This window comes from Nocardioides lijunqiniae, assembly GCF_015024225.1.
Lineage (GTDB): Bacteria > Actinomycetota > Actinomycetes > Propionibacteriales > Nocardioidaceae > Nocardioides > Nocardioides lijunqiniae.
This window is the reverse complement of sequence record NZ_JACJGM010000005.1, coordinates 186,791-203,982: the sequence shown is the minus strand read 5'-3', so window position 1 is coordinate 203,982 and position 17,192 is coordinate 186,791. Positions and strand designations below refer to the sequence as shown.

The 17,192-nt window shown below is 71.7% G+C and carries 17 protein-coding genes; all 17 read right to left on the bottom strand.

Going from position 1 to position 17,192, the window contains the following annotated elements; all coding sequences use genetic code 11:
- Nucleotides 1-1,047: 1,047 nt before the first annotated feature.
- Nucleotides 1,048-3,279 carry a RelA/SpoT family protein gene (locus IRQ30_RS04645; RefSeq protein ID WP_193611859.1) on the bottom strand — a complete coding sequence of 744 codons (2,232 nt, stop codon included), beginning with the start codon at nt 3,277-3,279 and terminating at the stop codon, nt 1,048-1,050.
- A 105-nt stretch (nt 3,280-3,384) separates the two neighbouring features.
- Nucleotides 3,385-3,927 (bottom strand): adenine phosphoribosyltransferase, encoded by a 543-nt coding sequence (locus tag IRQ30_RS04640; RefSeq protein ID WP_193611843.1) that lies wholly within the window; start codon nt 3,925-3,927, stop codon nt 3,385-3,387.
- Nucleotides 3,928-3,936: 9 nt separating this feature from the next.
- A complete protein-coding gene (gene secF, locus IRQ30_RS04635; RefSeq protein WP_193611842.1) occupies nt 3,937-5,163 on the bottom strand; it encodes a protein translocase subunit SecF in 1,227 nt (408 codons plus the stop codon).
- Nucleotides 5,163-7,046, bottom strand: a complete 1,884-nt coding sequence (gene secD, locus IRQ30_RS04630) for a protein translocase subunit SecD (protein WP_193611841.1) — start codon at nt 7,044-7,046, stop codon at nt 5,163-5,165. Before secD ends, secF begins: the two co-directional genes overlap by 1 nt.
- A 1-nt stretch (nt 7,047) precedes the next feature.
- Nucleotides 7,048-7,347: a preprotein translocase subunit YajC gene (yajC, locus tag IRQ30_RS04625; protein ID WP_193611840.1), complete on the bottom strand. Its 300-nt coding sequence runs from the start codon at nt 7,345-7,347 to the stop codon at nt 7,048-7,050.
- 102 nt (nt 7,348-7,449) lie between these two features.
- Entirely contained in the window at nt 7,450-8,523 is a 1,074-nt protein-coding gene (gene ruvB / locus IRQ30_RS04620; protein WP_193610438.1) for a Holliday junction branch migration DNA helicase RuvB, read from the bottom strand.
- A 3-nt stretch (nt 8,524-8,526) separates the two neighbouring features.
- Nucleotides 8,527-9,123, bottom strand: a complete 597-nt coding sequence (gene ruvA, locus IRQ30_RS04615) for a Holliday junction branch migration protein RuvA (RefSeq protein ID WP_193611839.1) — start codon at nt 9,121-9,123, stop codon at nt 8,527-8,529.
- A gap of 30 nt (nt 9,124-9,153) precedes the next feature.
- Nucleotides 9,154-9,702: a crossover junction endodeoxyribonuclease RuvC gene (ruvC, locus tag IRQ30_RS04610; RefSeq protein ID WP_193610453.1), complete on the bottom strand. Its 549-nt coding sequence runs from the start codon at nt 9,700-9,702 to the stop codon at nt 9,154-9,156.
- Between the two features lie 209 nt (nt 9,703-9,911).
- Nucleotides 9,912-10,679, bottom strand: coding sequence for a YebC/PmpR family DNA-binding transcriptional regulator (locus IRQ30_RS04605; protein ID WP_193610440.1), 768 nt, complete (start codon nt 10,677-10,679; stop codon nt 9,912-9,914).
- Between the two features lie 22 nt (nt 10,680-10,701).
- Nucleotides 10,702-11,316 carry a pyridoxal 5'-phosphate synthase glutaminase subunit PdxT gene (pdxT, locus tag IRQ30_RS04600; RefSeq protein ID WP_193611838.1) on the bottom strand — a complete coding sequence of 205 codons (615 nt, stop codon included), beginning with the start codon at nt 11,314-11,316 and terminating at the stop codon, nt 10,702-10,704.
- Between the two features lie 3 nt (nt 11,317-11,319).
- A complete protein-coding gene (gene pdxS, locus IRQ30_RS04595) occupies nt 11,320-12,243 on the bottom strand; it encodes a pyridoxal 5'-phosphate synthase lyase subunit PdxS (RefSeq protein ID WP_193611837.1) in 924 nt (307 codons plus the stop codon).
- A gap of 18 nt (nt 12,244-12,261) precedes the next feature.
- On the bottom strand, nt 12,262-12,885 hold the full coding sequence (pgsA, locus tag IRQ30_RS04590; protein WP_193611836.1) for a phosphatidylinositol phosphate synthase: 624 nt from the start codon (nt 12,883-12,885) through the stop codon (nt 12,262-12,264).
- 57 nt (nt 12,886-12,942) lie between these two features.
- A complete protein-coding gene (locus IRQ30_RS04585) occupies nt 12,943-13,905 on the bottom strand; it encodes a haloalkane dehalogenase (protein WP_193611835.1) in 963 nt (320 codons plus the stop codon).
- Complete coding sequence (locus tag IRQ30_RS04580) at nt 13,902-14,444, bottom strand: HIT family protein (RefSeq protein ID WP_338088011.1); 543 nt, start codon at nt 14,442-14,444, stop codon at nt 13,902-13,904. The genes IRQ30_RS04585 and IRQ30_RS04580 overlap by 4 nt, the downstream gene beginning before the upstream one ends.
- A gap of 28 nt (nt 14,445-14,472) precedes the next feature.
- Complete coding sequence (locus tag IRQ30_RS04575) at nt 14,473-15,432, bottom strand: glycoside hydrolase family 25 domain-containing protein (protein ID WP_193611834.1); 960 nt, start codon at nt 15,430-15,432, stop codon at nt 14,473-14,475.
- A gap of 18 nt (nt 15,433-15,450) precedes the next feature.
- Entirely contained in the window at nt 15,451-15,915 is a 465-nt protein-coding gene (locus IRQ30_RS04570; protein ID WP_193611833.1) for a PPOX class F420-dependent oxidoreductase, read from the bottom strand.
- Between the two features lie 532 nt (nt 15,916-16,447).
- A complete protein-coding gene (locus tag IRQ30_RS04565; protein WP_193611832.1) occupies nt 16,448-17,017 on the bottom strand; it encodes a hypothetical protein in 570 nt (189 codons plus the stop codon).
- Nucleotides 17,018-17,192 lie beyond the last annotated feature (175 nt).

The following is a 17,192-nucleotide window of genomic DNA, read 5'->3' as shown; positions in this document are numbered from 1 at the left end:
CTCGAAACCACGCCACCGCACCGCAACGCACCGGTGGTCGAGCAGCGAGGAGCGCCAGCGACGAGCGCCCGTCGAGACCCGGTGACCCGCACGCCGGGCGGCGATCCACGGTGGTTGAGGTGCGAGCGCCAGCGAGCCTCGAAACCACGCCACCGCACCGCAAGGCACCGGTGGTCGAGCAGCGAGGAGCGCCAGCGACGAGCGCCCGTCGAGACCCGGTGACCCGCACGCCGGGCGGCGACCCACGGTGGTTGAGGTGCGAGCGCCAGCGAGCCTCGAAACCACGCCACCGCACCGCAAGGCACCGGTGGTCGAGCAGCGAGGAGCGCCAGCGACGAGCGCCCGTCGAGACCCCTGCACCTCTGACTGCTTCCTCGGGGCCGGACTGGGGTGCCGCGCGCATAGCCGGTCGCGTCTCCGCGTCAAGGAGCTTCGCCCGCTTCGCGGCGGCTTCGCCGTCCTTGACCCGGAGCCTCTCTCGACCGGCTTGACGGCGCACGGGGCGACACGGGCTCCGCCCGCGCCGCCCGCGCAAAGCGCGGCACCCCTGGTGAGGCTGGTGTGACTGGTGGTGCGACTAGCGGCACTCAGCGTCGGCAGTTCGTCACCGCTTCGGGCCGGCCAAGCGTGGAGAGGTCGGCATCAGGCTCGAACTGCCGACGTGGGTGACCGATCGGCGGGGCCCGCGCTGTTTGCGGGCGGCGCGGCGAAGCCGCCGCCGCCCGTGCGCCGTCCCAGCAGCCCGGGAGAGGCTCGGAGTCAAGGACGGCCGGAGGCCACCGCGAAGCGGGCGCCGAAGGCGATCCTTGACGCCGAGACCCGGGCTGCTACGCGCGCGGGCCAACTCCAGCCACGCATCGGCGGTGTGGTTTCGAGGCTCGCTGGCGCTCGCACCTCAACCACCGTGGGTGGCGCTGGGCGCTTGTGGCTCACGGGGTCTCGACGGGCGCTCGTCGCTGACGCTCCTCGCTGCTCGACCACCGTAGGTGGTTTCGAGGCTCGCTGGCGCTCGCACCTCAACCACCGTGGGGTCAGCTCGGCGCTCGGCTACTGCGTGACGCGGTAGGCGTCGAAGACGCCGGGGACGCCGCGGACGGCCTTGAGGACGGTGTCGAGGTGCTTGGCCTCGGCCATCTCGAAGGTGAAGCGGCTCTTGGCGACGCGGTCGCGGGTGGTGGAGAGGTTGGCGCTGAGGATGTTCACGTGGGCGTCGGACAGCACCATGGTGATGTCGGAGAGCAGCCGGGCGCGGTCGATGGCCTCGACCTGGATGTTGACCAGGAACGTCGAGCTGGCGGTGGGCGCCCACTCGACCTCGAGGACCTTCTCCGGCTGGGACAGCAGCGAGTTGGCGTTGGTGCAGTCGCGGCGGTGGATGGAGACTCCCCCGCCCTTGGTGACGAAGCCCAGGATGTCGTCGGGCGGGACCGGGGTGCAGCACTTGGCGAGCTTGACCCACACGTCGGGCGAGCCCTTGACGATGACGCCGGCGTCGCCGCCGGTGGGGATCTTGGAGCGTCCGCGGCGACCGGTGATCGTGACGGCCTCGGCGAGGTCCTCCTGGGCGCCCTCCTTGCCACCGTGCAGCTCGATGACCCGGCGTACGACGGCCTGGGCGCTGAGGTTGCCCTCCCCCACGGCGGCGTAGAGCGCGGAGACGTCGGCGATCTTGAAGTGGGCGGCCGCGAGCATCAGCGACTCGTGGGAGAGCAGGCGCTTGAGCGGCAGACCCTCCTTGCGCATCAGCTTGGCGATCTCGTCCTTGCCGTTCTCGATCGCCTCCTCGCGCCGCTCCTTGGTGAACCACTGGCGGATCTTGGAGCGCGCACGCGGGGACCGGACGAACGTCAGCCAGTCCTGCGACGGGGCGGCGTTGGGCGCCTTGGAGGTGAACACCTCGACCACGTCGCCGTTGTCGAGCGTCGACTCCAGCGGCACCAGCCGGCCGTTGACCCGCGCGCCGATGGTGTGGTGGCCGACCTCGGTGTGCACGGCGTAGGCGAAGTCGACGGGCGTGGCCCCCGCGGGCAGCGCGATGACGTCGCCGCGCGGGGTGAACACGTAGGTCTCGGCCCGGTTGATCTCGAAGCGCAGCGACTCCAGGAACTCGCCCGGGTCCTCGACCTCGCTCTGCCAGTCGAGCAGCTGGCGCACCCACGACATGTCGTCCATGTCACCGCGCTGGTCGGTGTCGACGCCGGAGCGGCCGGCCTCCTTGTACTTCCAGTGAGCGGCGACGCCGTACTCCGCGCGGCGGTGCTGGGCGAAGGTGCGGATCTGCATCTCCACCGGCTTGCCCTGCGGGCCGATGACCGTCGTGTGCAGCGACTGGTACATGTTGAACTTCGGCATCGCGACGTAGTCCTTGAAACGCCCCAGCACGGGGTTCCACCGGGAGTGCAGGACGCCGAGGACGGAGTAGCAGTCGCGGTCCTCGTCGACGAGGATCCGGATGCCGACCAGGTCGTAGATGTCGGAGAAGTCGCGGCCGCCGACGATCATCTTCTGGTAGATCGAGTAGTAGTGCTTGGGTCGCCCGGTGACGGTCGCCTTGACCTTTGCGTCGCGCAGGTCCTGCTCCACCTGGCTGATGACCTCGGCCAGGAACTGGTCCCGCGAGGGCGCGCGCTCCGCGACCATCCGCACGATCTCGTCGTAGATCTTCGGGTGCAGGGTCGCGAACGCGAGGTCCTCGAGCTCCCACTTGATCGTGTTCATGCCGAGGCGGTGGGCCAGCGGCGCGTAGATGTCGAGGGTCTCGCGAGCGGTGCGCTCCTGGCTCTTGGCCGGGACGTAGCGCAGCGTGCGCATGTTGTGGAGGCGGTCGGCGAGCTTGATGACCAGGACCCGGATGTCGCGCGACATCGCAACGATCATCTTGCGGATGGTCTCGGCCTGCGCCGAGTCGCCGTACTGGACCTTGTCGAGCTTGGTCACGCCGTCGACGAGCCGCGCGACCTCGTCGCCGAAGTCCTTGCGGCACTCGTCGAGGGTGTACGGCGTGTCCTCGACCGTGTCGTGGAGCAGCGCCGCCACCAGCGTCGACTCGGTCATGCCGATGTCGGCCAGGATCGTGGTGACCGCGAGCGGGTGGGTGATGTAGGGGTCACCGCTCTTGCGCATCTGCGTGCCGTGCATCTTCTCGGCCGTCGTGTAGGCGCGCTCCAGCAGCGTCAGGTCGGCCTTCGGGTGGTTGGCACGCACCGCACGGAACAGCGGCTCGAGCACCGGGTTGGCGCTCGGGCTGCGCGTGCCCATGCGGGCCAGCCGGGCGCGCATGCTGCGCGTCGAGGGCGGGGACGCGTCCGAGGACGCGGTTTCCGGCGCGCGCTCCCGCGTGGGCGGGGCGGTGCGTTCCTCGGTCACTCCTCGAGTCTAGTTCGCCTAGACGACCATCAGCGACGTGAGCGGCAGGTCACCGATCGCCTCGCGTCCCGGGAGGAACGACAGCTCCATCAGCATCGCCGCCGCGACCGCCGTGCCGCCGCAGCGCTCGACCAGGCCGACGGTCGCCCGCACGGTGCCGCCGGTGGCCAGCACGTCGTCCACGAGCAGCACCCGCTGGCCCGCCGAGATCGCGTCCTGGTGGACCTCCAGCGTGGCCTCGCCGTACTCCAGCGCGTACGACGCCGCGTGGGTCGGGCGCGGCAGCCGGCCGGCCTTGCGCACCGGCACGAACCCGACGCCCAGCGCGAGCGCGACGGGGGCGGCCAGTATGAAGCCGCGCGCCTCCATGCCCACGACCTTGTCGACCACGACGTTGCCGTCGCCGTCGCGACCGGCGGCGGCCATGGCCTCCACCACCGCGGCGAAGCCGCTGGGGTCGGCGAGCAGCGGCGTGATGTCCTTGAAGACGATCCCGGGCTCCGGGAAGTCGGGGACGTCCACGATCAGCCGCTCCAGGGCGGCCCGCGCGGCCTCACTCACCGGCGTGGCTCACTTCTTGTCGCGCTTGGACTTCGGCTGGCGCACGGGCTGCACCCGGCCGGCGGCGTTGCTCTGCCGCACGGGCTTGCGCGGCGCCGGGGCGACGCGACCGCGGTCGCTGGCCTCGACGGCCCGCGGTGGCGCGGTGGGACGCGTCGGCGGCTGGCCCTCGTCGTCGAGCTCGTCGTCGTCGGGCTCGTCGACCACCGGCATGTCCTCGACGAACGTCGGGACCGAGGCGTAGCGGTCGGCGGCGGCACGGGCGCGGGCCTTCGCCCGACGCTCCTGCTCCTTGACCGCGCTCTCGCCCGACTTGAGGTGCACCAACACGCGCGGCGCGAGGAAGACCGACGAGTAGACGCCGACGGCCATGCCGACGAACTGCGCGAGCGCCAGGTCCTGCAGCGAGCTCGCACCCAGCTGGATGGCGCTGACGTAGAGGATGGCGCCGATCGGGATCAGGGCCACGATGCCGGTGTTGATGGAGCGCACCAGCGTCTGGTTGACCGCGAGGTTGGCGGCGTCGGCGTAGCCCTGGCCGCTCTTGAGGCGCTCGTGCGTGTTCTCCCGGACCTTGTCGAACACCACGACGGTGTCGTAGAGCGAGAAGCCCAGGATCGCGAGCAGACCGGTGACCGCCGAGGGCGTGACCTGGAAGCCCGAGAGGGCGTAGACCCCGACCGTGATGACGATGTCGTGCACCAGCGCGACGAACGCCGCCACCGACATCTTCCACTCGCGGAAGTAGGCGCCGATGAAGAGCAGCACCAGGACGAGGAAGACCGCGACGCCGAGACCGGCGCGCTTGGCGACCTCCTGGCCCCAGCTGGCGCCGATCTCGTCCTGCGCCAGGTCGTTCTCCGGTACGTCGACCACGGTGCGGATCGCCTCGGCGACCTGGTCGCTCTCCTCCTGGCTGAGCTCCTCGACCTGCAGGAGGATGTTGTTGCCGGCAGTGGTTGCGGTCGGCGACTCGGCGCCCTCGACCCCGGACGACGCGACGGCCTCGCGCAGCTCGTCGGCCGTCTCCTGCGTGGCCTGGCCGGTCACCGGGACGCGGTACTCGGTGCCACCGGTGAACTCGATGCCGAAGTTGAGGCCGCGGATCGCGATCGCGCCGATGGCCAGGAGCACGATGACGCCGGTGATGGCGTACCAGAGCGGCCGGCGGTGGACGAAGTCGATCGAGCGGCGTCCGGTGTACAGCTCGTTGCCGAGCCGAGATGCCTTGCCCATCAGGCCTTACCTCCGGTCGTGGCGCCCGCTGCGGCAGGCGTGGGTGGGGCGTCGAGGCCCAGCGTGCCGGCGCTCAGGCCGGACAGGCGGTGACCGCTGTTGAAGAACCGGAAGCGTGCCAGCCACGACACCATCGGCTTGGTGAACCAGAACAGGATCGCCAGGTCGACGATGGTGGACAGGCCCAGGGCGAACCCGAAGCCCTTCACCGCGCCGGTCGCGAAGATGTAGAGCACCGCCGCGGACAGCAGCGACACGACCTGGGCCGCGAGCCGGGTGACCTTGGCGCGCTTCCAGCCGCTCTCCACGGCGACCCGCATCGTCTTGCCTTCTCGCATCTCGTCTCGGATGCGCTCGAAGAAGATGATGAAGGAGTCGGCGGTGACACCGACCGCGATGATCAGGCCGGCGATGCCGGGCAGGGTCAGCGTGAAGCCGGCGGTCTCGCTGAGCAGGAGCACCAGCGCGTAGGTCACGACCGCGGCGGCGAGCAGCGAGGCCACGACGACCAGGCCCAGACCGCGGTAGTAGAGCAGGCAGTAGATGAGCACGAGCCCGAGGCCGAAGGCACCCGCGGTGAGACCGGCGGTGAGCTGGTCACCCGCGAGCGAGGGGCCGATCGTCTGCGTGGACGGCTCGTCGAAGGAGATCGGCAGCGACCCGTACTTGAGGCTGGTCGCGAGCCCGGAGGCCTGGGTCTCGGTGAAGTTGCCGGTGATCTGCGCGGACCCGTCCGGGATGTTGCTGGTGAAGGTCGGGTTGGAGATGACCGCACCGTCGAGCACGATCGCGAACTGCTCGACGTTCTTGGTCAGGGTGCTGGACGCCTGCGAGAAGACGTCCTCGCCCTTGCCGCCGATGTCGAGCGTGACGGCGTAGTTGACGGAGTTCTGCGGAATCGCGAAGCCGGCGTCCTCGAGGTCGGTGCCGGCGATGACGGCCTTGGAGAGCAGGAACTTCTCCGAGGGGCGGGCCGGCTGGTCGCCGACGGCGTCCTCGGGCGGCGAGCACGCGACGAGCGACTGGAGCGGGTCGTCCGAGGGCACGTCGGGCAGCGTGGTGGGTGCGCCCTCGACCTTGGAGATCAGGCCCTTGTCGTCGCACTGGTAGGCGTTGAACGCCTCGTAGTCGGCCTGCGTGTAGCCGCCGCGCATGAAGGCGACGGCTTCGTCGAGCGGCGCCACGGCGCGCTCGTCGAAGCTCTCGGGCAGCGCGCTGGGGTCGGCGGTCGGGTTGTCGGCCGGGGGGACGCCGGTGCCGTCGTCCGGGGCGTCGGTGGGGGTGCCGACCGGGGACTCGCTGGGAGCCTCGCTGGGCGTCTCACTGGGCGACGGAGTCTCGTCCGTGGCGAAGCCGGGGGCGACGCGGTTGTTGCCCGAGGGCGTGACGGCCGGGGCGGTGGGCTCCGCGGACGGGGCGCTGGGCTCCACCGACGGCGCGGTGGGCTGCTGCTGGCCCGGCTCCTGGGGTGCCGGCGCCTGGGGAGCGGGCGTGCCGGCTCCGCCCGGCGGCTGGCAGCCGCTCGACTCCGAGCAGGCGACGAGCCGGAAGCGCAGCTGCGCCTGCCGCTCGACGATGCTTACGAGGTCGCGGCGCGGGTCACCGGGGATCTCGACGACGATGATGTCGCCACCCTGGGTGACGACCTCGGCCTCGGAGACGCCGGAGCCGTTGACGCGCTGGTCGATGATCTGGCGGGCCTCGTCGAGGTTCTCCGTGCTCGGGTCGCCCTTGGCGACGAGCGTGATCCGGGTGCCGCCCTGGAGGTCGAGGCCGAGCTCGGGCTTCCAGGACCCTGCGAGCGCCACGAGCCCGTAGAGGAGCGCGGTGCCGAGGAAGAACACCACCAGGGTGCGTCCCGGGCGAGGGGGCTTGCGTGCCATGTCAGTTCTCCTCGGGCTCGGCGGGGCCGAGCTCCGGCCCAGGGGGTGGGACGACGTTGCCGATCGCGCCGCGGGCGACGTTGATGACGACGCCCGTCGCGATCTCTACCTGGACCCGGTCGTCCTCGAGCTCCCGCAGCGTTCCGTAGATGCCGGAGGTGAGCATGACCTCGTCCCCTACGGACAACGACGACTGCATGCGTCCGAGTTCCCGCTGCCGGCGGGAGGCCGGTCGGATGACCAGGAGCCAGAAGAGGAGAGCGATGCCCACGAGGGGCAAGAGCTGGACGAGCTCTGGCACGACAAGACCTTCCAACCGGCGATGAGGGAGATCGGCCTCTGCCCAGACAGGGCGGACCGACCGACGGGAGAGTCTAACCGTGGCCGACCCCGCGACCGCGAATCAGTCCTCGAACAGGGTGTCCTCGACGCCTGGAAGCGAGGACCGGGGCGGGTTGAGCCCCAGGTGCCGCCAGGCGGCGGGCGTCGCGACCCGGCCGCGCGGGGTGCGCGCGAGGAAGCCGTTGCGGACCAGGAACGGCTCCGCGACCTCCTCCACGGTCTCGCGCTCCTCCCCCACGGCGACCGCCAGCGTCGAGACGCCGACCGGTCCCCCGCCGAAGCGCGAGCAGAGGGCGTCGAGCACGGCGCGGTCGAGCCGGTCGAGCCCGAGCTCGTCGACCTCGTAGAGCTCGAGCGCGGCCCGGGCCACGTCGAGCCCCACCACGCCGTCGGCACGCACCTGCGCGTAGTCGCGCACCCGGCGCAGCAGCCGGTTGGCGATGCGGGGCGTGCCCCGTGAGCGCGACGCGATCTCGGCGGAGCCGTCGTCGGTGACGTCGACCCCCAGCAGTCCGGCCGAGCGGTGGACGATCAGGTCGAGCTCGTGGGGGGCGTAGAACTCCAGGTGGGCGGTGAAGCCGAAGCGGTCGCGCAGCGGCCCGGGGAGCAGGCCCGCGCGGGTGGTGGCGCCGACGAGTGTGAACGGCGGGATCTCCAGCGGGATGGCGGTGGCGCCGGGTCCCTTGCCGATGACGACGTCGACCCGGAAGTCCTCCATCGCCATGTAGAGCATCTCCTCGGCCGGCCGCGACATCCGGTGGATCTCGTCGACGAACAGCACGTCGCCCTCGTTGAGGCCCGACAGGATGGCGGCGAGGTCGCCGGCGTGGGTGATGGCCGGTCCGCTGGTGAGGCGCAGCGGGGTGGACATCTCGTGGGCGATGATCATCGCCAGCGTCGTCTTGCCGAGACCCGGGGGCCCCGACAGGAGCACGTGGTCGGGCGCGCGCTCGCGCTGGCGCGCGGCCTCCAGGACCAGCCCCAGCTGCTCGCGCACGCGGTGCTGCCCGACGACCTCGTCGAGGGAGCGCGGCCGTAGGGCCGCCTCGATCACCCGCTCGTCGCCCTCGGCCTCGGCGGCGGTGAGCGAGCGGAGGTACTGCTCCTCGGCGACCTCGAGCTCGTCCTCGTGCATCGGCTAGGCCTTGCTCAGCGAGCGGAGCGCGGCGCGCAGGAGCGCTCCGACGTCGGGCTGGTCGCCGGCCTCGGCGGCGACGCTCTCGACCGCGGCGTCGGCGTCCTTGGTGGACCACCCGAGGCCGACCAGGCCCTGGGCGACCTGGTCGCGCCAGGGGGCGGCCGTCGCGCCCGGGGTGGCCGCGCGACCGGCGGTCGGAGGTCCGATCCGGTCCTTGAGCTCCAGGATGATGCGCTGGGCGCCCTTCTGGCCGATGCCCGGCACGCGGGTGAGGGTCTTGACGTCGTCGCCGGCGATGGCGCGGCGCACGTCGTCGGGGCTCAGCACGGCCACCATCGCCTGGGCGACCTTGGGGCCGACGCCGGAGGCGGTCTGCACCAGCTCGAACGTCGCCTTCTCGTCGTCGTCGACGAAGCCGAACAGCGTGAGGGAGTCCTCGCGCACGACCATGCTCGTCGACAGCGTGGTCTGCTGCCCCGGGCGGAGGGTGGCGAGGGTGCCGGGGGTGCACATCAGCTCGAGCCCGACGCCGCCGACCTCGACGACGGCGCTCGAGACGGACAGCGCGGCCACCTGGCCACGGACGAACGCGATCATGCCCTGCTCCTGGTCATGCGTTGCTCCTGGTCAAGCTCTGCTCCTGAAGGACGGGGTGGCGGCGCGGCCACGGGTGGCCGCCACGGCGGCGTCGATGCGGGCCTGGGCGCCGCCGCGCCAGATGTGGGTGATGGCGAGCGCCAGAGCGTCGGCGGCGTCCGCGGGCTTGGGCAGGGTCTCGAGCCGCAGGATGCGCGTGATCATGGCACCGACCTGCGCCTTGTCGGCGCGGCCGTTGCCGGAGACGGCGGCCTTCACCTCGCTCGGGGTGTGCAGCGCGACGGGCAGGCCGCGCCGCGCGGCGCAGACGAGCGCGATGCCGCTGGCCTGGGCGGTGCCCATGATCGTGCTGGAGTCGGAGCGGGCGAAGACCCGCTCCACGGCGACGGCGTCGGGGCGGTACTCGTCGAGCCAGGCGTCGATCCCCCGCTCGATCGTCACCAGCCGCTCGGCGACCGGCAGGGTCGAGGAGGTGCGTACGACGTTGACGTCGACCAGCGACAGGGGTCGTCCGACGCTGCCCTCGACGACGCCGATGCCGCAGCGCGTCAACCCGGGATCGATCCCGAGCACCCGCATGGGCCTGCTCATCACGTCGCCTCTCGTCCGAACACACGTTCGGAGGCCACGCTATCCGCCGGCTCCCCCGCACCGTCGGCGCGACACGCCCTTCCGGGGGTTGAGGAGGGCGCCCTGGCGCCCGTCTCGAAACCCAGCGGGCCGGCGAGAACCTCGCTCACTGGGTTTCGAGACGGTTGCTGCGCAACCTCCTCAACCCACGGGCGAGGTCAGTCGTCGTCGAGCTGCGCCATGACGTCGTCGGAGACGTCGAAGTTGGCGAAGATGTTCTGCACGTCGTCCAGGTCCTCGAGGACGTCGACCAGGCGGAACATCTTGCCCGCGGCGTCCTTGTCCAGCTCGACCTGCATGTCGGGCACGAACGACGCCTCGGCGGAGTCGTAGTCGATGCCGGCGGTCTGCAGCGCGGTGCGCACGCCGACCAGGTCGGTGGCCTCGGAGATGACCTCGATGGCCTCACCGAGGTCGTGGACGTCGTCGGCGCCGGCCTCGAGGGTGGCCTCCAGGACGTCGTCCTCGGAGACCTCGCGCCCCTCCTGCTCGCGGGGCACCACCACGACGCCCTTGCGGTGGAAGAGGAACGAGACCGAGCCGGGGTCGGCCAGCGAGCCGCCGTTGCGGCTCATGGCGGTGCGGACCTCCATGGCGGCGCGGTTCTTGTTGTCGGTGAGGCACTCGATGAGCATCGCGACGCCCGACGGGCCGTAGCCCTCGTACATGATCGTCTGGTAGTCGGCGCCGCCGGTCTCCGCACCGGAGCCGCGCTTGACCGCGCGGTCGATGTTGTCGTTGGGGACCGAGGACTTCTTGGCCTTCTGGATGGCGTCGTACAGCGTCGGGTTGCCGGTCGGGTCCCCGCCGCCCATGCGGGCCGCGACCTCGATGTTCTTGATCAGCTTGGCGAACATCTTGCCGCGCTTGGCGTCGACGACCGCCTTCTTGTGCTTCGTGGTCGCCCATTTGGAGTGGCCAGACATGCGTCCCTCTTCTGTGACTGTTCTATGGCTCGTCGGTGGTCGTGGCACGCACGAGGTCGACGAAGAGCTGGTGGATCCGCGTGTCGCCGCCCACCTCCGGGTGGAACGACGTCGCGAGCAGCGGGCCCTGGCGGACCGCGACGATCCTACCCGCGTCGCCGTCGGGCTCGACCCGGGCGAGCACCTCGACCCCGGGCCCGACGGCCTCGACCCACGGGGCGCGGATGAAGACGCCGTGCACGGGGCCCTCGACGCCGGTCATCGCCAGCTCGCCCTCGAAGGAGTCGACCTGGCGGCCGAAGGCGTTGCGCCGCACGGTGATGTCGAGCCCGCCGAGGGTCTCCTGGTCGGCCGTGCCGTCCTCGACGCGGTCGGCCAGCAGGATCATCCCGGCGCACGTGCCGAACACCGGCATGCCCCGCTTGATCCGGTCGCGCAGCGGCTCGAGCAGCTCGAAGGTGCGCGCCAGCTTGGCCATCGTCGTCGACTCCCCGCCGGGGAGCACGAGCGCGTCGCACGCCTCCAGCTCGCTGGGCCGTCGTACGGCGAGCGTGGTCACCCCCAGCGTCTCGAGCGCGCGCAGGTGCTCGCGGACGTCGCCCTGCAGGGCGAAGACGCCGATCGTGGGGGTGGTCACCGGCTACCAGCCGCGCTCGGCGAGCCGGTGGGGCTGCGGGATCTCCTCGACGTTGATGCCGACCATGGCCTCGCCCAGCCCGCGGCTGACCTTGGCGACGACGTCGGGGTCGTCGAAGAACGTGGTGGCCTTGACGATGGCCTCCGCGCGCTGCTCGGGGTTGCCGGACTTGAAGATGCCCGAGCCGACGAACACGCCCTCGGCGCCGAGCTGCATCATCATCGCCGCGTCGGCGGGCGTCGCGATGCCGCCGGCGGTGAAGAGCACGACGGGCAGCTTGCCGCGCACGGCGACCTCCTCGACGAGCTCGTACGGCGCTTGCAGCTCCTTGGCCGCGACGTACAGCTCGTCGTGGGCCATCGAGCCCAGGCGGCGGATCTCCTGGCGGATGGTGCGCATGTGGGTGACGGCGTTGGAGACGTCGCCGGTGCCGGCCTCGCCCTTGGAGCGGATCATCGCCGCGCCCTCGGTGATGCGGCGCAGGGCCTCGCCGAGGTTGGTGGCGCCGCAGACGAACGGCGCGGTGAACGCCCACTTGTCGATGTGGTTGGCGTAGTCGGCGGGGGTGAGCACCTCGGACTCGTCGATGTAGTCGACGCCCAGGCTCTGCAGGACCTGCGCCTCGGCGAAGTGCCCGATCCGGGCCTTGGCCATCACCGGGATGGACACGGTCGCGATGATCGAGTCGATCATGTCGGGGTCGCTCATCCGGCTCACGCCGCCCTGGGCGCGGATGTCGGCGGGCACGCGCTCGAGCGCCATCACGGCCACCGCGCCGGCGTCCTCGGCGATCTTGGCCTGCTCGGCCGTGACGACGTCCATGATCACGCCGCCCTTGAGCATCTCGGCCATGCCGCGCTTGACGCGGGTGGTGCCGGTGCCGCTGGAGGTGTCCGGGGAGTCGGTGGTGGGGGTGCTGTCAGCCATGGGGGCAGCGTAGTGCCGTCAGGCCGGAGCGGCGTCCTCGGCGAGGGCCTGGCGCCGCACCTTCAGCACGCGGTAGACGACCGTGTAGGTGCTGGCGGCGGCGAGCGCCCACAGCGTGACGTACATCAGGATCGGCAGGTCGAAGATCGCCCCGAGGCCGGTCATCACCAAGATCGACACCAGCCGGTCGGCGCGCTCGGCCAGCCCGCCGCGGGCGTCCCAGCCCAGCGACTCCGCGCGGGCTCGGGCGTAGGAGGTCACCGAGCCCATGACCAGGCAGTAGAGGGTGAGGCAGAGGTAGAGGTAGTAGTCGCCCGGACCGGCGAAGTAGAGCGCCAGGCCGCCGAAGATCGCGCCGTCACCGATGCGGTCGAGCGTGGAGTCCCAGAACGCCCCGAACTTCGAGGTCTTGCCCGTCTTGCGGGCCATCTGGCCGTCGACCAGATCGCTGAAGACGAACGCCGTGATGAAGAGGACGCCGATGAGCAGCTCGCCCTGGGGGAAGAAGATCAGCGCCCCCGCCGCGACGCCGAGCGTGCCGACGAGGGTGACGGTGTCGGGGCTGATGCCCAGCTTGATGAAGAGGTTGACGAACGGCGCCAGCATGACGTTCTGCCAGAACGACTTGAACCTCTCGAGCATGTGCGGAGGCTAGCGGCTGCCGGGCTCCCCGTCCCAACCGCGGAGCGACGGTGCAGGTCAGGTCGTCGCGATCACGTCGGCGACGACGCGGCCCAGCTGCTCGCCGGCGTCCTCCTGGAGGAAGTGGCCGGCGCCCTCGATGGTCACGTGGTCACGGCCCTGCGCGCCCCGCACCCGCTCCTGGAACACCGTGTCCCAGCCGCGCGTCGCGGGGTCGCCGTCGGAGTAGCAGGTGACGAACGGCCGATCGAACTCCTCCAGCGCCCGCATCGTGCGCCGCCCGATCCGCGCGCCGACGTCGTTGCGGGTCAGCGGCAGCAGGGCGATCATCTGGCGCAGCCCGGCGGTGTAGCGCGGCTCCGGGAACGGCGCGTCGTACGCCGCCAGCGTCGCGGGCGACAACGGGGTCGCCGTGGCCGCGCCGAGGAAGTCGCTCGGGCGCAGCACCGGCGTCCGCTGGGTGTAGAGCAGGTAGTCGACCAAGCCCTCCTCCAGCACCACCCGCGACTCCCCCGTGCCGTGGACCGCCCAGGTGAGGCGGCCGGCGAGCGCCGGGGCGGCCGTGTGCAGGATCGTGTTGGCCGCGACGACGCGGGCGAAGCGGTCCGGCTCGGCGGCCAGCACGCTGAGGCCGATCGGGCCGCCCCAGTCCTGCGCCACGAGCGTGACGTCGCGCAGGTCGAGGCCGGTCACCAGCCCGCGCATCCAGGCGATGTGCCGCGCGAAGGTGTAGTCGGTCGGCTCCGACGGCTTGTCGGAGCGGCCGAAGCCGATGTTGTCGGGTGCGATCACCCGGATGCCGCGCTCCACGAGCACCGGCAGCACCGTGCGGTAGAGGTAGGACCACGTCGGCTGGCCGTGCAGCAGCAGGGCGACCGGCCCGTCCCGCGGCCCCTCGTCGAGGTAGTGCATCCGCACCGGGTCGACGCCGTCGGCGGCGACGTCGATGTAGTGCGGCGCGAACCGGTAGCCCGCGAGGTCGGCGAAGTGCTCGTCCGGCGTCCGCAGGACCTCGCTCACGCGCGGTCCCAGGCCTCCGCGAGCAGCGCGCGGGTGTCGGTGAGCAGCTCGGGCAGCGTCTTGGTGCGACCGATGATCGGCATGAAGTTCTGGTCGCCCACCCAGCGCGGCACGACGTGCTGGTGCAGGTGGGCGGCGATGCCGGCGCCCGCGACGGCGCCCTGGTTCATGCCGACGTTGAAGCCGCCCGCGCCGGAGACCGAGCGGACCAGCCGCATCGCCTGGCGCGTGAGGTCGGCGATCTCGGCGGCCTCCTCGTCGGTGACGTCGGTGTAGTCGGCGACGTGGCGGTAGGGCACGACCATCAGGTGGCCCGGCGCGTAGGGGTAGAGGTTGAGCACGGCGTAGGCCAGCGCGCCCCGCCGTACGACGAGGCCCTCGGCGTCGCCGAGGTGCGGGATGCGGCAGAACGGGCACTCCCCCGACGTCGCGTCCGCCGGCTTGTTCTCGCCGCGGATGTAGGCCATCCGGTGCGGCGTCCACAGGCGGTCGAGGTCGTCGGCGTCGCCGATGCCGTCCTGCACGATCTCCTCGTCCACGGGTGAAGGGTAGCGGCGGGGACGCGGGTCAGTACTGGTGGAACCACGCCCCCATGTCGAGGTGGACGTCGCCGCAGGTGACGTTCTGGTCGCGGTCGGCCTCGACCCACTGCCCCATCACGCTCTCGCCGCCCTGGATCACCCAGTCGTCGCCGCAGCGCGACTCCGCCTCGGCCCTCGAGGTCTGACCGGCCGCGCGCCACTCCGGCACGCCGAGCTCGAGCCCGCCGACCACGCGGTCCCACAGCGACGGCGTGGAGTAGACGCCGATCGCGTAGCCCGCCTCGACGTAGCCGCGCGCCACCCCCTCGACGACCGCGGCGTTGGCCACCAGGTCCCCGCTCCACTCGAAGTCGGGCACCGGCTCCACGTCGATCCACACGAACGGCGTCTGCAGCCCGGCGGTGCGCATCGACGCGACGTTGAACCCCGCCTGCTGGTAGCCGGCGTTGCGCAGCGCGCCCAGCCGCGTCGTGCCGTCGTAGGGCCCCTCGTCGGCGTGACGCGCCAGGGCGTCGGGCTCCGGGAAGCTCGACACGGCGTACGCCGACACCATCAGCCGCCGGTCGCGCGCCCAGGCGACCTGGTCGGCCAGGCACGGGTTGGGGTAGAGGCCCGGGCCGTTGGTAAGGCCGATGACGACGTAGCGCGCCTCCGGGAGCGGCATCGGCATGCCGAGCGTGCGCTTCTGCGGGATCCCGAGGCCCTTCGGGCACTGCGGCCAGCTGACGTCGCCGCCCAGCACCGGACCGCCGTACGGCGTGATGGTGCCGGTGGGCTGCTCGGTCGCGGCCTGCTCCGCCAGGTCGGCCAGCTCGTCGCGCTCGCTCTCGACCGCGGGAGGCGGGCTCGCGCTGTCTGGCGGTACGGCGGTCGGCGTGGGCGAGGCGCTCGTCCCGGGCGCGGAGTCGCCCTCCTCGGGCGTGCCGCCGCACCCGGCCAGGGGCACCAGGAGCGCCAGGACGAGCAGCGGCAGCAGGCGGCGCACGGTCAGGGGTCCGTCCGGTCAGTCGGCCAGGCGGGGCGGGAAGCCGCCGGTGGCGATCGGCGACCAGCGGGTGGGCGTGATGCGCAGCAGGGACTTGCCCTGGTCGCGCATCGCCTGGCGGTACTCGTCCCAGTCGGGGTGCTCCCCCGCGATGCTGCGGTAGTAGTCCACCAGCGGCTCCACGGAGTCCGGCGGGTCGATGACCTCGCAGGGACCCTCGAGCTGCACCCACGCGTCGTTGAAGGCGTCGGAGAGCACCAGCACGGTCGCCTCGCCCTGACGCCGCGCGTTGGCCGTCTTGGCCCGCTCCGGGTAGGTCGAGATCACGACCCGCCCCTCGTCGTCCACCCCTCCGGTGACCGGCGACGACTGCGGGTGCCCGTCGCGCCGCGAGGTGATCAGCACCATCTGGTGCCGCGGCCGCACGAACTCCAGCAGCCCCTCGAGATCGACCTCGGTCGTCGTAGCAATAGTCCTAGCCATGGAGACACCCCATCACACGCCACCACCCGGTGGTTGAGGTGCGAGCGCAGCGAGCCTCGAAACCACACCTCCGGCGGACGAGCGCCCGTCGAGACCCCCGCACCCACGCAGCACCTCAGGGAACCCGGTGGTCAAGGTGCGAGCGCAGCCAGCCGCGAAACCACCCTCCGGTGGTCGAGCGCCCGTCGAGACCCCCGCACCCGCGCAGCACCCAGGGGAACCCGGTGGTTGAGGTGCGAGCGCAGCGAGCCTCGAAACCACTCCACCGGTGGTCGAGCAGCGAGGAGCACCAGCGACGAGCCCCCGTCGAGACCCCCGCACCCGCGCAGCACCTCGGGGAACCCGGTGATCGAGGTGCGAGCGCAGCCAGCCTCGAAACCACTCCACCGGTGGTCGAGCAGCGAGGAGCACCAGCGACGAGCGCCCGTCGAGACCCCCGCACCCGCGCAGCACCCAGGGGAACCCGGTGGTTGAGGTGCGAGCGCAGCGAGCCTCGAAACCACGCCAGCGGCACCGGCGAGCGGGCGGGCGCCTACGCCCGGGATACCCGCCTGGACGGGGCCTTGCGAGCGGTCGACTTCTTGGCGGTCGACTTCGTGGCGGTCGACTTCGTGGCGGTCGACTTCGCGGCGCTCGACTTGCGGGCGGTCGACTTCTTGACGGCCGCCTTCCGAGGCGTCGACGACCTGGTCGCTGTCCCGGCGCGCTTGCGAGGGGCCGGCGCAGCGGCTGCCTGCTCGACACTGACCGCAGCCTCCGCCGCGGCGAGGGCCGCCTCGGACTTAGCCAGCTTCTTCTCGAGCTTGCTGCGGCGCTTCAGGAGCTCGGTGAGCTCGTTCTCGGCGTCCGCACGGTCCTCGTCGGCCTCGCGCGCCAGACGGCTGGCGCGCTTGGTCTCCTGCGCGAGTCGCTTCGCTCGTCGCTCGGCGAGCTTCAGCGACGACTCGAGACGCTTCCGCTCGCGGTCCGCCTCGTCGAAGACGGTGGACACGGACTCGACGCGCTGCAGGGTGAGGTCAGCGACCGTCACCGCCTTGTCGAGCTTCTCGCGCTTGCTGTTGACCCGTTGACGCAAGAGGTCGATGTCGTCGGCCATGCTCATCAGCTCCGATGGTTGCGGAGGGACAGCCTAGGCGTCCGCGGCCCCCACGTCGCCCCTCCTCGGGGCCCCGGTGGTTGAGGTGCGAGCGCAGCGAGCCTCGAAACCACCCACCGAAGCGGACCTCACGTGGTTCCCAGGTTCCTCGCCCGTCGAGACCCCCACCGCCCGCGCAGGG

Excerpts from the sequence above, each read along its gene's own strand:
- IRQ30_RS04570 (WP_193611833.1), bottom strand. The coding sequence starts at position 15,915 with ATGGCTAGGACTATTGCTACGACGACCGAGGTCGATCTCGAGGGGCTG.
- ruvB (WP_193610438.1), bottom strand. The coding sequence starts at position 8,523 with ATGCACGAGGACGAGCTCGAGGTCGCCGAGGAGCAGTACCTCCGCTCG.
- ruvA (WP_193611839.1), bottom strand. The coding sequence starts at position 9,123 with ATGATCGCGTTCGTCCGTGGCCAGGTGGCCGCGCTGTCCGTCTCGAGC.
- pdxS (WP_193611837.1), bottom strand. The coding sequence starts at position 12,243 with ATGGCTGACAGCACCCCCACCACCGACTCCCCGGACACCTCCAGCGGC.
- pgsA (WP_193611836.1), bottom strand. The coding sequence starts at position 12,885 with ATGCTCGAGAGGTTCAAGTCGTTCTGGCAGAACGTCATGCTGGCGCCG.
- secD (WP_193611841.1), bottom strand. The coding sequence starts at position 7,046 with ATGGCACGCAAGCCCCCTCGCCCGGGACGCACCCTGGTGGTGTTCTTC.
- IRQ30_RS04605 (WP_193610440.1), bottom strand. The coding sequence starts at position 10,679 with ATGTCTGGCCACTCCAAATGGGCGACCACGAAGCACAAGAAGGCGGTC.
- IRQ30_RS04645 (WP_193611859.1), bottom strand. The coding sequence starts at position 3,279 with ATGCGCGCCCGGCTGGCCCGCATGGGCACGCGCAGCCCGAGCGCCAAC.
- ruvC (WP_193610453.1), bottom strand. The coding sequence starts at position 9,702 with ATGCGGGTGCTCGGGATCGATCCCGGGTTGACGCGCTGCGGCATCGGC.
- IRQ30_RS04565 (WP_193611832.1), bottom strand. The coding sequence starts at position 17,017 with ATGAGCATGGCCGACGACATCGACCTCTTGCGTCAACGGGTCAACAGC.
- secF (WP_193611842.1), bottom strand. The coding sequence starts at position 5,163 with ATGGGCAAGGCATCTCGGCTCGGCAACGAGCTGTACACCGGACGCCGC.